Below are 15684 nucleotides of genomic sequence, written 5' to 3'. Positions count from 1 at the left end.
GCTAAAATAATCTTGCTAATAAAGAAAAAACTAAAAATAGAATTGTATAGCTGTAAAAAGCAAAATTACTTTATACATTTCTAATGTAAGCATTGGCTTTTGTAACGCTTCAGAATTAATAAAAACTATAAACGGAAACTATAGAATCCCAAATTAATAAAAAAAGATACATTAACGAGACAATTTTAACATTATGGATTTCTGCGCAATAGACTTCGAAACTGCTACCTTTGATAGAAATTCCGCCTGCGAGGTCGGTATTTGTGTAGTACAAAATTCTGAAATTGTAGATACAAAAACTTGGCTGATAAAGCCTCCAAGTTTTCCCTATTTTAGCCCTAGAAATATTGAAGTACATGGGATTTATCCTGAAGATGTAAAAGACGCACCTACATTTGATGAAATTTGGCATGAAATAAACGAACTTCTATACGGCACGTTAATGATTGCTCACAACGCTTCTTTTGACGCGGGAGTTCTTCGGGGATGCCTTAATCATTACGGAATTTTCTCCCCAAATCTAAATTACTTATGCAGCATTCAGATTGCTAAAAAATCTTGGAATTATCTGCCAAAATATGGCTTAAAACCACTGGCAGAACACCATAATTTAAGTTTCAATCATCACAGGGCGGGAGATGATGCTGAAATTTGTGCCAAGATCTCACTTCTTGCTTTTGAGAGATTGTTTATTACCACCAATGAAGAAGTGATGCAGGTAATGCAAAAAAAAATTAAGAAATTGTAGTTTATTTAATTACTTAAAACCTCAGATAAAAGATTGAATTTTGGAATGTCAATTTCAAAATCCTCATTAGTTTCCAAATTTCTCAACAGGTATTTTCCACTCATATTCCCAACACCAGATCTCAACATAACATTTGAAAAATAAGTGAATGTTTCGCCCGATTGTAACTCTGGAGTAAGTCCTATAACACCGTCACCAACTACTTCAGTAAAGCCAAAACCTACATCAAAAATCAACCATTTTCTTTTCATGATCTTCACTGGGAAATCGCTTTTGTTTTCAATTACGATGTTGTATTTAAAAACATGACGATTTTCTGATGGATAAGAATTTTTACTATCGTATTCAGGAACTACTGAAACTTTTATATTGGAAGTAATTTTGGAAAACATCGCAGTAATAATTAGGTTGTTTTAATAAAATACAAAAATCTCGCCTTTTTGTTGACGAGATTTTTTAGTATATGATATTTGATAAAAATTTAACTAAAGTTCAAGACCTCTTCTTTCATCTCCACCCATCAAGATTTCAACAGGATTATCAATACCTTCTTTTACCGCAACAAGGAATCCTACAGACTCTTTACCGTCGATAATTCTATGGTCGTAAGACATGGCAACATACATCATTGGTCTAATAACTACCTGTCCGTCTACTGCAACCGGTCTTTGGATAATGTTGTGCATTCCCAAGATTGCAGATTGTGGAGGATTAATAATTGGCGTAGACAACATCGATCCGAAAGTACCACCATTGGTAATAGTAAATGTACCGCCAGTCATTTCGTCAACCGTAATTTTACCGTCTCTTACTTTTACTGCAAGGTCTTTTATATTTGCTTCAACACCTTTGAAAGACATATTTTCAGCATTTCTCAATACCGGAACCATCAATCCTTTAGGACCAGACACTGCTATAGAAATATCGCAGAAATCATAATTTATTTTAAAATCTCCGTCGATTGATGCATTCACATCCGGATATAATTTCAGAGCTCTTGTAACTGCTTTTGTGAAAAAAGACATAAAACCAAGCCCAACACCGTGTTTCTGAGCAAATTCTTCTTTATATTGTTTTCTTAATCTGAAAATCTCAGACATATCAACCTCATTGAAAGTAGTCAACATTGCTGTTTCGTTCTTTACAGAAACTAGTCTTTGAGCGATTTTTCTTCTAAGAACAGAAAGTTTTGTAGTCGTAGTAGATCTCGTACCTGAAGCTGTAGAAGAGCTTCCTCCCATAGATGGAACAGCAGCCAATTCAGCATCAGATTTAGAAATTCTTCCATCTCTTCCAGAGCCTGAAACCAAAGAAGCATCCACTCCTTTTTCGTCAAGAATTTTCTTTGCCGCTGGTGAAGGAGTTCCTGTAGCATAAGATTGAGGGGCAGCAACTGGTTTTGGAGCTTCTGTTTTCGCAGGTTCCGCAGCTTTAGGAGCTTCTTCTGATTTTGGAGCTTCAGCAGCAGCAGCACTCTCCGGTTTTGCAGCATCTCTATCTATTAAACAAACAACTTGTCCTACTTGTACCACATCACCTTCTTCTGCTTTTAAAGTAATAATTCCGCTTTCTTCTGCAGGCAATTCAAGAGTAGCTTTATCTGAATCTACTTCAGCGATAGGTTGATCTTTTTCTACGTAATCACCATCTTTTACAAGCCAAGTTGCAATTTCAACTTCTGTGATTGATTCTCCCGGAGAAGGAACTTTCATTTCTAAAACTGACATATCGTATTTTTTATTTTTTAATAATTAATTATTGTAATATTAAGCCGTTACCGGTCTTTGTACAGGAGCATCTTCTCTATCGAAAACTCTGTTAATCACTGCGTTTTGATTTTTTTCAAACATTTTATGACTTCCTGGAGCCGGTGCTCCGCTTGGTACCGGAGAAACAACTTGAATACCAGTATCTCTGAAATTTCTCAAGATGTAAGACCAAGCCCCCATGTTTTCTGGTTCTTCCTGAGCCCAGATAATTTGTTTTGCAGTGCTATATTTGCTGAAAATAGCTTCGATAGCATCATTTTGAAGCGGATAAAGTTGTTCAAATCTTACTAAAGCAATATTTTCACAGTTTAATTCTTCTTTTTTAGCTAAGAGCTCGAAGTATAATTTACCAGAACAAAAAACTAATTTTTCGATTTTTGAAGCGTCTGCAGAAGCATCATCAATAATTGGCTGGAAAGTTCCATTTGCAAAATCTTCAAAAGGCGAAACTACCTTTGGATGCCTCAACAAAGATTTGGGACTCATTACAATTAATGGCTTTCTGAATGGCCATTTTAACTGTCTTCTCAACAAGTGGAAGTAGTTGGCAGGAGAAGTAATATTCGCCACAACCATATTTTCATTCGCGCAAAGCGTTAAAAATCTTTCTAGTCTTGCTGAAGAATGCTCTGCACCTTGCCCTTCAGAGCCGTGAGGTAAAAGCATAATTAATCCGTCTTGGATTTTCCATTTTTCTTCTGCTGCAGCCAAGTATTGGTCAACAATAATTTGAGCACCATTTACAAAATCTCCGAACTGAGCTTCCCAAATCGTTAAAGTATTAGGAGAGGCCATTGCATAGCCGTAATCAAATCCTAAAACTCCATATTCTGAAAGATGAGAATTAAACACATCAAATCTGCTTTCTGAAACATGTTTTAAAGGTACATATTCCTCTTCTGTGTCTTCAGTTTTCACAACGGCATGTCTGTGAGAGAAAGTTCCCCTTTCTACATCTTCTCCTGAAATCCTTACATTATAACCTTCAACTAAGAGTGTAGCATAAGCCAACCACTCTCCTAAAGCCCAATCTAAAGAGTTTCCGTCGATTGCCTTTAATCTGTTATCGAAAAGTCTTGTAATTTTATTCAAGAATTTTTTATCTGCCGGAAGAGTTGTCATTTTTATTGCCAACTCTTTCAGTTTTTCTAAATCGTATTTTGTATCAACCGGAATTTGTACAGCTCCTTTTTTGGCAAGTGGCAAATTTGTCCAATCTTCACCCATAAAGATATCCATTACGTTTTTCTCGATTTCTTTTGAAGCATCAAAGTCTTTATCTAAAAGCTCCTTGAAATCTACTTCCATTTTTTTAAGAACATCATTAGAGATTACACTGTCTTGGATTAGCTGATCTTTGTAAATTTCTCTTGGATTAGGATGTTTAGAAATAGATTTATACAAATTAGGCTGCGTAAACCTTGGTTCATCACCTTCATTGTGACCATATTTTCTATATCCTAATAGGTCGATGTAAACATCTTTACCAAATTTAGCTCTGAAATCTGCTGCAAAATGAATGGCATGAACTACAGCTTCTGCATCATCGGCATTCACATGCATTACTGGAGATTCTGTAACTTTTGCAATATCTGTACAGTAAGTAGACGATCTTGCATCTAAATAATTGGTAGTAAATGAAACCTGATTATTCACAACGATATGAACAGTACCTCCTGTTTTATAACCCTCCAAAGTCATCATCTGAGCAACTTCATAAGCAATACCCTGCCCTGCTAAAGCACCGTCACCATGAATAATAATTGGTAAAATTTTAGAATAATCTCCTTTGTATTTATCGTCTACTTTTGCACGGCAAATACCTTCAACCAAAGCTGCAACAGTCTCTAAGTGAGATGGATTAGGGGTTAAATTAATTGCAACCTCTTCTCCGGAAGCTGTTTTTATTTTTTTAGACGAACCTAAGTGGTACTTCACATCGCCTGAAAACACATCTTCTTCAAATTCTTTACCTTCAAATTCTGAAAAAATTTGTTTGTAAGATTTACCGAAAATATTGGTCAAAACATTTAATCTTCCTCTGTGAGCCATCCCTAAAACAACCTCATCAACGCCAAGCATTGAAGATTTTGAAATCAATTGGTCTAATGCCGGAATTAAAGTTTCTCCTCCTTCAAGTGAGAATCTTTTTTGGCCTACAAATTTTGTGTGAAGATAATTTTCAAATGCTACTGCCTGATTCAATTTTAATAAAATCTCAGTTTTCTCTTTGGCATTCAGGCTTGGGTGATTTTCGTTCACCTGAATCCACTGTTTGATGAAATCTTTTTCTGCAACGTTGGTAATGTGCATATATTCCACTCCAATAGAGTCACAATATATGTTTTCAAGATGTACAATTAAATCTTTAAGACTTGCAGCACCTTTCATGCCTGTTTCTGCAGCACAATTGAATTGTGTATTGAGGTCAGCAGTACTCAAACCGAAGTTTTCTAGATCTAAAGTTGGAGAGTGGTGTCTTCTTTCTCTTACCGGGTTGGTTTTCGTAAAAAGATGACCTCTCGTTCTGTAAGCCTCAATGAGGTTTACCACTTTAAATTCTTTTTTGATATGCTCTGGAACTTCCCCGCCTGCTAAAGCCTGAGTAACCTGTTGTACAGGTGCCGTTTGGTTTGCGGTATATTGCACAAATTCTTCATCTCCATAATTCTCCAAAGCAAAATCAAAGCCTTGAAAAAAGGCTTTCCATGATGGTTCCAAAGAATCGGGGTATTTTAAATATTGCTGGTATAGATCCTCAATTAACTGAGAATGAGCTGCGTTTAGGAATGAAAATCTGTCCATTATTACAGTATATCTGTTATTAAAATTTATTTTTCGAATTAATCTTCAAATTTAATAAAAAAATGCGAGGTAAAATGTTAGAAAAACATTAAAAAAGCAAAGGAAAAATATGATTTTTGGCATTTTACTTAAAAACTGATAAAGAAATCTTGATATTGACTTCTTGATTCTCAACGGGAGGCTCAATAAAAGTGTGCAAAACATCCCCATAGCGCATTTCGTCTTTTTTTGCTTTTTCCATAAGTTGCTTTACAGCTCTTGTAACGCCATCAAAATTGCCTCTGTAATAGATAATATATTTTTCTGCTGCGTTTACAGTACGGAAACTGAAATTATTATCTGTAACTCCTTCTTTTTTGCTGAGTGGAATTCCCACAAAGTACGAAAGTTCTTTATCTTTAAAATTATCCGGATCAGAAATCATTATTGGAAATCCGAATTCATCTTCTTTTTTACCTAAATCGATGGTTACAAAATTGTAGACTTTGTTATAATTCATTACAAGATTTCGATAGAGCGCATCTTTTTTGTTGGAAGCACTTACGTTGATTCCCAAAAGCATTTGGCTCTCATCTTTTTCTATCATAATACTGTCGTACTTTATGGCAGCAAGCTGGTTGTCTTTTTCTACTTTATTTCCCAAAACATTCTTGAGATTAACCATACTTTTGTTGATATTTTCGGTGAATTTATCTTCGCTCCAAAAATTTTTCACCCGAGTCCAAACGGGAAGTTTAGGCGTGTGAACTACCCATTTTATGTGCGTTTGAGTTTCTGAAACTTTTTTAAATTTCACATCAATTACAGTAGGATTTTCGTTATTATTTTCAAATAATTGATAGCGTAAGCCTTTATTTTTACTGGCAAATCTAATAAACATTTCTCCTTCTGAATCTTGTAACGGATCTTTGTAACTGATGGCACTACCCTCACCTTCATAAGGAGAATAGTAATCTATTTTAATTGTTTTTGAGTTAGAGTAAAAATTATTCCACCTCGTGAAATTTTGTAGATTATCAAACTGAGAATATATTTTTTCTAGAGGATAATTAACATCTCTTTCTATGGTAAAGTCTTTATTTTCGTCCACAAAAAAATACATCGAAGCCGTATAAGCTCCCATTAAAAGAAGAATAAGAAGTGCTGAAAATTTTAGTAAGCGCATGGGGCAAAAGTAATACAATTAAAAAAAGTGACCAATATTCTCACGACTCCTGTTTTAACTTATTTTGAAGAAAGAAAAAAATGGTTTGAGCAATATAAAATCTTTAGGAAAGAAATCAGGATCTAAAATATCAGATTAGATACTGGAAACGTAAAACAGAGGGAAATATTTTAAAAAAAATATCTTAAAAAAAACTTTCAGAATAAAGCGAAAAGCATCTCAATTTCTGAGATGCTTTCATGTTTAAGATAAGTTTAGTTTATCCTATATGGGTTCCTGGCATTAAAACTGCTCCTTTTTTCACAACTACAATTCCGTCTTGTACAGAGTGGGTGCCGTAGTCGCCATCAGGAATATGTTTGCCTCCAATTATTCTTACATTATCGCCTATATAGCAATTTTTATCAATAATTGTTTTTTCTATGTAGCAATATTTTCCTATTCCCATATTCGGGTAACCATTTTTGTCATTTTCAACAATTTCCGCTGTATTCTGATAAAAATCTGATCCCATCACATAAGAATTCACAATTGTGCTTCCTTTATCAATTCTGGTACGGTTTCCAATTAAAGAATTTTCTATTTTATCTGCCATAATGATGCAGCCGTCTCCAAACACAGCTTTACTTACATAAGAACCGTTGATTTTTGATGGAGGCAGCATTCTGGCTCTCGTAAAAATTGGTGAAGTTGAAAATAGATTAAATTGAGGGAAATCTTGGCACAAATCTAAATTGGCTTCGTAGAAAGACTCTATGGTCCCAATATCAGTCCAATATCCTTCATACTGATAGCTTAAAGTAGTATATTTACCAATGGCATTAGGAATAATATCTTTTCCGAAGTCATCACCTGCGCCATCATCAAACATTTTTTTCAACATAGATTTGGTAAAGATATAGATACCCATCGATGCGAGATATTCTTTTCCTTTCACTTTGTTTTCTTCAGAAACTTCAGATTCCAGACCTTTTAGCATTTCGTAGCCTGGCTTTTCTACAAATGAAGTAATATTTCCTTCTTCATCTGAGCTCAAAATACCAAAACCTGTTGCATCTTTAGCATTTACTGGGATTGTGGCAATAGTTACATCGCCACCTTTTTCAATATGAAAATCTAGCATTTCCTGAAAATCCATTTGGTACAATTGATCTCCTGAAAGAATCAAGATATATTCATAATCATACTTTTCAAGATGTTTCATAGATTGTCTTACCGCATCGGCAGTTCCTTGGTACCAGTTTTCGTTTTCTACATTCTGCTCGGCTGCCAGAATATCTACAAAACCTTTGCTGAATATATCAAAATGAAAAGAATTTTTGATATGAGAATTTAAAGATGCAGAATTATACTGAGTAAGAACAAGGATTTTGTTCATCCCAGAATTGAGACAGTTTGAGATAGGTATATCTACCAATCTATATTTTCCTGCTATGGGAACTGCGGGTTTTGATCTTGTATATGTAAGCGGAAACAATCTTGTTCCTCTGCCACCTCCTAAAACAATCGATATGACGTTTGAATTCATAGATTAATGTGGTTTTTCACCTTTTGTTATGTTTATAAATATTTTTCTTTTGAGTGCGTTTTTGCTTTTTAATCTAGATAAAATCCAGCTTAATAACACAACGTTTAAGTTTTATCTAAAATACTAATTTTTGTATAAATTGATGTATTTTTCTGCAGATTTTTCCCAAGCAAAATCAAAATTCATATTGGCTTGAATGAGACTTTTCATGCTATCTTTTTTGTAATATATACTCAAACATCTATGAATGGCATGAAGAATATCATCAACTCCGGCATGAGCAAAATTTATTCCTGCTCCACCTGTTGAAATATCTTTTACAGTATCTCTCAAACCTCCTGTATAACTCACTACAGGAACCGTTCCGTAGCGCATTGCATACATTTGATTAAGCCCACAAGGTTCTACTCTTGATGGCATCAACAAAAAATCTGCCGAAGCATAGATTTTATGGGAAAGATATTCTTTATAACCTAAATCTAATGCAAAATTGCTAAATGAATAGCTTAATTCTGCGAGCCTATTCTCTATCGTTGTATTTCCAGAACCGAGAATCATAATATTTAAACCTCCATAATTCTGCTGAATGCTTTTCCAAACGGTATCTGGTAAAAGATCTACCCCTTTTTCAGTTGCAAATCTTCCAATGAATCCGAATAATGGTAAATCGGGATTTAAACCATATTCTTTACACAGCTTGGCTTTATTTTGCTTTTTCTTTATGACAACATCTTTTTTTGTAAAATTAAAATCAAGCATAGGATCTGTTTCAGGATTCCAAACTTCTGTATCTATTCCGTTGATAATTCCGTGAGCTTTATAATGCTCATCTCTTACCAAAATTTCAAGACCTTTAAAACTTTCAAATAATTCTTGAAGATAACCTTCGGAAACTGTTGTAAAAGCATCGACACATTTTATCATACATGCCAAAGGATTAATTACACCATCCCAATCAAGAAGCCCCCATTTGTACTGGTCGAATGCCGGAAAATAATTTGCCATTCCCCAGCTCATCAATCCCTGATACTCACCGTTGTGAATAGTTCCTACCGTTTTTACACCTTTTAAAAAACTAAATTCCGGACAATGCGCGATCATGAAAGGAACCAAACCAGTATGATAGTCGTGACAGTGAAGAACATCTGGACGAATTTGCATCGCCGTTAACCAATGCAATAAACCATGTTGAAACGCTAAAAACTGAAAACTCTCATCTTGATAACCATAAGGATTGTCTCGATCCAGAAGACCTGGAATTCTTACCATATATAGCTCAAACTCCAACACATTTGTTCGTTCTTTTAAAACCTGTACTTGAAGTAAGTTTCCGCCCTGATGAATCCATCCATCAAATACAGTTTCAAAATCATGATCTTTCACAAATGGTTTGTTGTAAAATGGCATAACGACTTTGGCTTCAATACCTTTAATTTTATTTTGATACTTTGGCAATGCACCAACAACATCGGCAAGTCCGCCCACTTTTGCGACAGGATAGCATTCTGTACTAAGGTGAAATATTTTCATTTATTATTTTTTAATCTTTAGTTTTAATTTTTTTGTAGAAATTACTTTGGATTGTCTTAAAACCACACCAGATAAAGCAGGAAGATTGATACTTATTGTTTTGTTTTTATCTTTCCAAACCTCATCAACTTCATTGAAGATATTGGCTTGTACATTGCTTCCGCCATATTTTTCATCATCAGAATTAAAAATCACTTCCCATTTTGTACTTTTATCAACACCCACTTTATAATCTATTACTCTGGGAGTAAGATTGAGAATAACCATTAAAACATCATCTTGCTTTTTTCCTTTTCTAGAATAAATAAAGACTGAATTATCTTTATCATCTGCTTCAACCCATTCAAAACCGTTGGGATTAAATTGATTTTCGTAAAAACCAGTTTCATTTTTGTATAAGTGGTTTAAGTCTTTCACCAAAGTCTGCAAACCTTTATGAATAGGATATTCTAGAAGATGCCAATCTAAACTTTGCTTAAAATTCCACTCACTTGTCTGCCCAAATTCATCGCCCATAAAGAGAAGTTTAGCTCCGGGGTGTGTAAACATATAAACATACAAAGCTCTGAGATTTGCAAATTTTTGCCATTCATCCCCTACCATTTTATAGATCAAACTAGATTTTCCGTGAACGACTTCATCATGGGACAAAGGCATCATGTAATTTTCATTAAACATATACATCGATGCAAAAGTAAGTTTGTGATGGAAATGTTTCCTGTTGATAGGATCTTCTTTAAAGTATTTCAGTGTATCGTGCATCCAGCCCATCATCCACTTCATTCCAAAACCTACTCCACCATCATGTACAGGTTTTGTGAGCATTGGGAAATCTGAGCTCTCTTCGGCAATAGTCATGATAGATTCTCCGAATTCTTTATAAACAGCGGTATTAAATTCCTGAAGAAAAATTTTAGCCTCTAGATTAACATTTCCACCTAAAATATTAGGTTCCCATTCGCCCTCATTTCTAGAGTAATCAAGATGCAGCATTGAAGTTACAGCATCTACACGCAATCCATCTACATGGTAGCGATCCAGCCAAAACATAGCATTAGAAATCAAAAAAGATTTCACTTCATTTCTGCCATAGTTGAAAATATAAGATTTCCAATCTGGGTGAAATCCTTTCCTAGGATCTTCATGTTCATACAAATAAGACCCGTCAAATTTATGCAAACCATTGGCATCTCCTGGAAAATGAGACGGAACCCAATCTAGAATTACACCTATATCATTTCTGTGAAGCTCATTAATCAAAAACATAAGATCCTGTGGCGAACCAAAACGTGAGGTAGCCGCAAAAAAACCAGTAATCTGATAACCCCAGCTTGGATCGTAAGGGTATTCCATTACGGGCATAAATTCTACGTGAGTAAAACCCATTTCTAAAATATATGGCACGAGCTTCTTGGCAACATCCCGATAATTTAAAAACTGTTTAGGATTTTCTCCATAACGAAGCCAAGATCCTAGGTGCATTTCATAGACAGAGATTGGTGCATTTAGGCTGTTGTTTTTGCTGCGCTTTTGCATCCACTCTTCATCATCCCACTCATAAAATGTAGTAGATATCAACGAAGCTGCCTGTAGATTCTGCTCCCAGCTTAGAGCATAAGGATCACTTTTCTCCAAAATCTCACCTGCTTTAGTTTCTATGGCATATTTATACAAAGTTCCCCATGACAGACCGGGAATAAAGCCTTCCCAAATACCTGATTTATCCCATCTTGGTGACAATGGCAAAACATTGGGTTTCCACTTATTAAAATTACCAATTACTGAAACTTTTTTTGCGAAAGGAGCCCAAACAGAAAAATACACACCTTTTACTCCGTCTTTTTCTAAAGAGTGAGCACCAAATTTATCATACAGGCGGTAGTGTTTACCTTCTTTAAATAGGTAAATATCATGCTCTGAGAATAGTGAATAGTTTTGTACAGAATTCATCGTTTATGTTTTATCTCTTTTGTAAGAGTTTCAAAAAAAATCTCTTGGTAAAGAGTTCCGTTTACCAGCAATTTGCGAGGTTGTAGGTAAATATATAAAATTTTACTATGCAAAAGACAGTTGTGGCAAAATTTAATATTGATTTCATTTTATTTTTAATTTAAACAGAATTCAATTTTGTTTGAACTTTAAAAGTAAAAATTTAAATTTTTAATATTGAAATAACGCAGAACATTATTTAGTTTAAAAAAAGTTTTTATAAATTTAAACAAACAAAAATATTTCAGAACCTACATGATATTTAATTTAAAGACACAGGAAAATGATGACAGACCGATTTACATTACAGGTAATTTCAACAACTGGAATCCTAAAGATCCAAAATTCAGGCTTTGGAAAAAAGAGCCACAACTCTCACTCATAGAAATTCATGACAATCTTCTACCAGACATTATAGAATACAAATTTACTAAAGGTGGATGGGAAAATGTAGAATTAGATGAGTATGCCAATATTACGCCCAATCGCAGAATAGAAAAAAGCAAACAAAATTCTGCAGACATTGTAGCCAAATGGCGTTATAACTGGGGACCCTTCAAGAAAGAATTATTTCCAATAGCTGAGATTATATCAGAAGAATTTTACATACCTCAGTTAGACAGGCATAGGAAAGTTTGGGCTTTATTACCACACGACTATTATTCTACTGATAAAAAATACCCTGTTCTTTATCTACAAGACGCTCAAAATCTTTTCAATGAGGGAAGCGCTTACGGAAATTGGGAAATTGACAAAAAACTTTCTGTACTCTCAGAATACGGAAGAGGCGATGTTATTGTAATAGCAATAGAACATGGCAGTGCAGACCGCATCAAAGAATATATATTTGATAATGACAGTGTTGCCAATGGCTCGGAAGGCAAAAAATACATCAGATTCATAACAGATACTTTAAAACCATATATTGACGCCAATTATAGAACAAAAAAAAATCGTGATAACACAGGCATTGGTGGAAGTTCTTTGGGTGCATTAATTAGCATTTACAGCGGATTTTTGTATCCAGAGGTTTATTCTAAATTATTGATATTTTCTCCTAGCCTCTGGATTGAGCCCAATAACAATTTCCCCATGATGAATTTCAGGGTTCCTTTTAAAACTAAAATTTATCTGTACGGTGGAGAAAAAGAAGGTTCTAAGATGGTTAACAGGATCAATGTTTTTGAGCAATATCTAAAACGATGGGAAAAGAAAAACCTTTTTGATTTTGAATTTAAAACAAACATCAATCCTGATGGTGAACATAAAGAATTTTATTGGTCTCAGGAATTCCCGAGAGCTATAGAATGGCTATTCTACAACAACACAGAAAATCCGGTGGAAGTAATGCCCCATCAAGACTAAAAAATAAAAAAAAGAATGAAATTAATCAACAAAAAAAATAAAAAATACGTACAAATTTTTCAATTGTTCACTGAAGAAAAGTGGAAAGAAAGCAATAAAAATTTCAACAGAAATATTGCATCCGTGTTTTCTGGAAAGAAAAACGAAGTACACATTCAAACAAACGAAGACAATATTAGCTTTTTTATTGGCTTAGGAAAGGCAAATGCAGCCAATTTTGAATTTCAGCAAATTGGGGTAAAATTTTCTCAAACTCAAAAAGAAAAAATACAATCTGTACCTACTCAAATAATTGCAGAAGACTTGAATGAGAAGCAGTTTGAAGAATTTTTCAAAGGACTTTACCTTGGAACCTATGCTTATGCTTCAGAAAAATCTCATATTCTCTGGAATGAGCAAACAGAGATTCATTTTGAAAATTTTAGCCAAAAAAAATTAAATCAAATAAAAGATAATACAAACGCCATTTGTGAAGGTCAATTCACCTGCATGGAATGGCTAAACAAACCTGCAAATCATAAGAAAACAAATACTTTAAGTTTGTTTCTAAAAGATATTTCAAAAAAATATGATATTAAGTACACGTCTTTCAACAGAAAAAAATGTGAAGAGCTTGGATTGGGTGCTTATTTAGCCGTAAACCAAGGAAGTGAGCAAGATGCAGCTTTTACTATTTTAGAATACAAAACCAAGGTGAAAAACGCTAAAACAATTGGTCTAGTCGGAAAATGTGTAACCTTCGATACAGGCGGAATTTCTATAAAAGCATCAGACAATATGCATTATATGAAATCTGACATGGGAGGCGCCACAGCAGTGATTGGAGCGCTAATCTATTCTGCAGAAAAACAAGTTCCCGTTAACATTATTGCAATATTACCGATTACTGACAATGCCGTTTCAGAAAACGCCTATTTACCGAGTGATGTTATTAAAGCATACAACGGAAAAACAATTGAAGTTCTCAATACAGATGCAGAAGGCAGAATGATTTTAGCAGACGCGCTTTCTTATTTATCTAAAAACTACAAAACAGACGTCATGATTGATCTTGCAACTCTTACAGGAAGCAGTGTAAGGATGTTTGGCGATACTTGTGGTGCACTATTTTCTAATAATAGCAGATTAAAAGATTTACTAATAAAAACCGGAGATGAAACGAACCAGCGACTTTGGAATTTACCCCTTTGGGATGTTTGGAAAGATGATTTTAAATCTGATGTTGCAGACGTAAAAAATATTTCAATGAAGCCCATCGGAGACTGTATTGTTGCTGCAAAATTTTTAGAAGAATTCATAGAAGGACACCAAAATTGGGCACATCTCGATATTGCTGGAGTTGCATTTGGAAATACAGGATATTCAAAAGAAAAGGCCGCAACAGGCTATGGCGTTCAACTATTAGCTGATTTAATTGAAAATTATCACTAAAAATTAGTTTTTTTGAAAATTTATCCCTAAACTTGATTAGAAATTTATAAAAATAAACCAATTACTGCATTTTCATATCATATTTTCAGTAATTGGATTGCTTTATTTTCCATAATTCATCAAAATTAAAAAAACATTATATGGAGAAGAAAACTATTGTCTGTATTTCCTGCTATTATAAGGGGGCGGATTTCATGGATGAAATGCACAAGCTGGGCAATAAAGTCATCCTAATAACTGCAGAAAATCTTAAGGAAAAAAAATGGCCTTGGCATGCGATAGACGAAGTTTTCTACATGGAAGAAGTAAAACCTTCTGTTTGGAATCTTGATCATTTAATACAGGGATTTTCTCATCTTATGAAAACCCGAAAAGTAGATGCCGTAATTGCATTGGATGATTATGATGTAGAAAAAGCAGCTTTGGTACGCGAAACATTCAGAATTCCGGGGATGGGACAAACTACGCATCGCTACTTTCGAGACAAATTGGCAATGAGACAAAAGGCAAAAGATTCAGGAATAGACGTTCCCGAGTTTACTGCAATTTTTAATGACAGCGAAGTAGCAAATTTCACCAAAAAAGTTCCTGCTCCGTGGGTTTTAAAACCAAGATCTGAAGCATCAGCAAGTGGAATAAAAAAAATAAAATCTGAAGATGAACTTTGGAAAGCTCTAGAAATACTGGGCGATGAAAGACATCTTTTTTTATTAGAAAGCTTCAAGCCAGGAGACGTATATCATGTTGACAGCCTTACCTTTAATAAAAAAACAATTTTTACTTCCTCATCAAAATACTTAGCACCACCTATGCAAGTTTCGCATGAAGGCGGAGTTTTCAGAACCCGTACTTTAGGCAGATCTACGGCAGAATTTAAGGCATTGGAAAAAGCTAATGTGAAAGTTTTATCTAATTTCGGACTTCAAAACGGAGCAACTCATACTGAATTTATCCGTGGAAAAGAAGACGGAAAATTGTATTTTCTTGAAACCTCGTCACGTGTAGGAGGAGCACATATTCCAGATTTAGTAGAAGCTTCAAGCGGAATTAATATCTGGCATGAATGGGCAAAAATTGAAGATGCACTATTAAAAGGTTTAGATTACTCAATTTCAAAACCAACCGGATATTTTGCAGGACTCATCATCGCTTTGATTAAAGAGAAACATCCAGATTACAAATATTTTGAGTCGGAAGAAACGGTTAAATTTTTACCAATCGATTATCATATTGGCATTGTTTACAAGTCTGCAAAGTCAGATATAGTACAAACCAGATTAGATGAAACGGCAGAAAAGATTCACGAGGAAATGTTGAACATTATACCTCCAAAAGACAAACCTACTTCATAGAT

At 34.5% G+C, this 15684-nt stretch carries 11 protein-coding genes; 4 read left to right on the top strand and 7 right to left on the bottom strand.

Going from position 1 to position 15684, the window contains the following annotated elements; translation table 11 throughout:
- Positions 1 to 193: 193 nt before the first annotated feature.
- Positions 194 to 748, top strand: a complete 555-nt coding sequence (locus BW939_RS13695; protein ID WP_076452587.1) for a 3'-5' exonuclease — start codon at positions 194 to 196, stop codon at positions 746 to 748.
- A 5-nt stretch (positions 749 to 753) separates the two neighbouring features.
- Here BW939_RS13695 and apaG read toward each other — a convergent pair whose 3' ends face one another.
- The 7 genes from apaG to glgB all read right to left on the bottom strand — a co-directional run bounded on the left by apaG (position 754) and on the right by glgB (position 11495).
- Complete coding sequence (gene apaG / locus BW939_RS13690) at positions 754 to 1140, bottom strand: Co2+/Mg2+ efflux protein ApaG (RefSeq protein WP_076452586.1); 387 nt, start codon at positions 1138 to 1140, stop codon at positions 754 to 756.
- Between the two features lie 93 nt (positions 1141 to 1233).
- Positions 1234 to 2475: a 2-oxoglutarate dehydrogenase complex dihydrolipoyllysine-residue succinyltransferase gene (odhB, locus tag BW939_RS13685; protein WP_076452585.1), complete on the bottom strand. Its 1242-nt coding sequence runs from the start codon at positions 2473 to 2475 to the stop codon at positions 1234 to 1236.
- Positions 2476 to 2514: 39 nt separating this feature from the next.
- Positions 2515 to 5322, bottom strand: coding sequence for a 2-oxoglutarate dehydrogenase E1 component (locus BW939_RS13680; protein WP_076452584.1), 2808 nt, complete (start codon positions 5320 to 5322; stop codon positions 2515 to 2517).
- A 124-nt stretch (positions 5323 to 5446) separates the two neighbouring features.
- Complete coding sequence (locus tag BW939_RS13675; protein WP_076452583.1) at positions 5447 to 6487, bottom strand: SRPBCC family protein; 1041 nt, start codon at positions 6485 to 6487, stop codon at positions 5447 to 5449.
- Between the two features lie 259 nt (positions 6488 to 6746).
- Positions 6747 to 8015, bottom strand: coding sequence for a glucose-1-phosphate adenylyltransferase (locus BW939_RS13670; protein ID WP_076452582.1), 1269 nt, complete (start codon positions 8013 to 8015; stop codon positions 6747 to 6749).
- A gap of 123 nt (positions 8016 to 8138) precedes the next feature.
- Positions 8139 to 9545 (bottom strand): glycogen synthase, encoded by a 1407-nt coding sequence (locus tag BW939_RS13665; protein WP_076452581.1) that lies wholly within the window; start codon positions 9543 to 9545, stop codon positions 8139 to 8141.
- A gap of 3 nt (positions 9546 to 9548) precedes the next feature.
- On the bottom strand, positions 9549 to 11495 hold the full coding sequence (gene glgB, locus BW939_RS13660) for a 1,4-alpha-glucan branching protein GlgB (RefSeq protein WP_076452580.1): 1947 nt from the start codon (positions 11493 to 11495) through the stop codon (positions 9549 to 9551).
- 294 nt (positions 11496 to 11789) lie between these two features.
- Here glgB and BW939_RS13655 point away from each other — a divergent pair, with 294 nt between their 5' ends.
- From BW939_RS13655 to BW939_RS13645, 3 genes are all read left to right on the top strand, one after another.
- Positions 11790 to 12899, top strand: a complete 1110-nt coding sequence (locus BW939_RS13655; RefSeq protein WP_076452579.1) for an alpha/beta hydrolase — start codon at positions 11790 to 11792, stop codon at positions 12897 to 12899.
- 15 nt (positions 12900 to 12914) lie between these two features.
- Positions 12915 to 14330 (top strand): leucyl aminopeptidase family protein, encoded by a 1416-nt coding sequence (locus tag BW939_RS13650; RefSeq protein WP_076452578.1) that lies wholly within the window; start codon positions 12915 to 12917, stop codon positions 14328 to 14330.
- 140 nt (positions 14331 to 14470) lie between these two features.
- The gene (locus BW939_RS13645) at positions 14471 to 15682 is read left to right on the top strand and encodes an ATP-grasp domain-containing protein (RefSeq protein ID WP_076452577.1); all 1212 of its coding nucleotides are present in this window, start codon (positions 14471 to 14473) and stop codon (positions 15680 to 15682) included.
- Positions 15683 to 15684: the final 2 nt, after the last annotated feature.

The sequence above is a fragment of the Chryseobacterium piscicola genome (genome assembly GCF_900156685.1).
GTDB lineage: Bacteria > Bacteroidota > Bacteroidia > Flavobacteriales > Weeksellaceae > Chryseobacterium > Chryseobacterium piscicola.
This window is presented reverse-complemented; position numbering and strand designations above follow the sequence as displayed.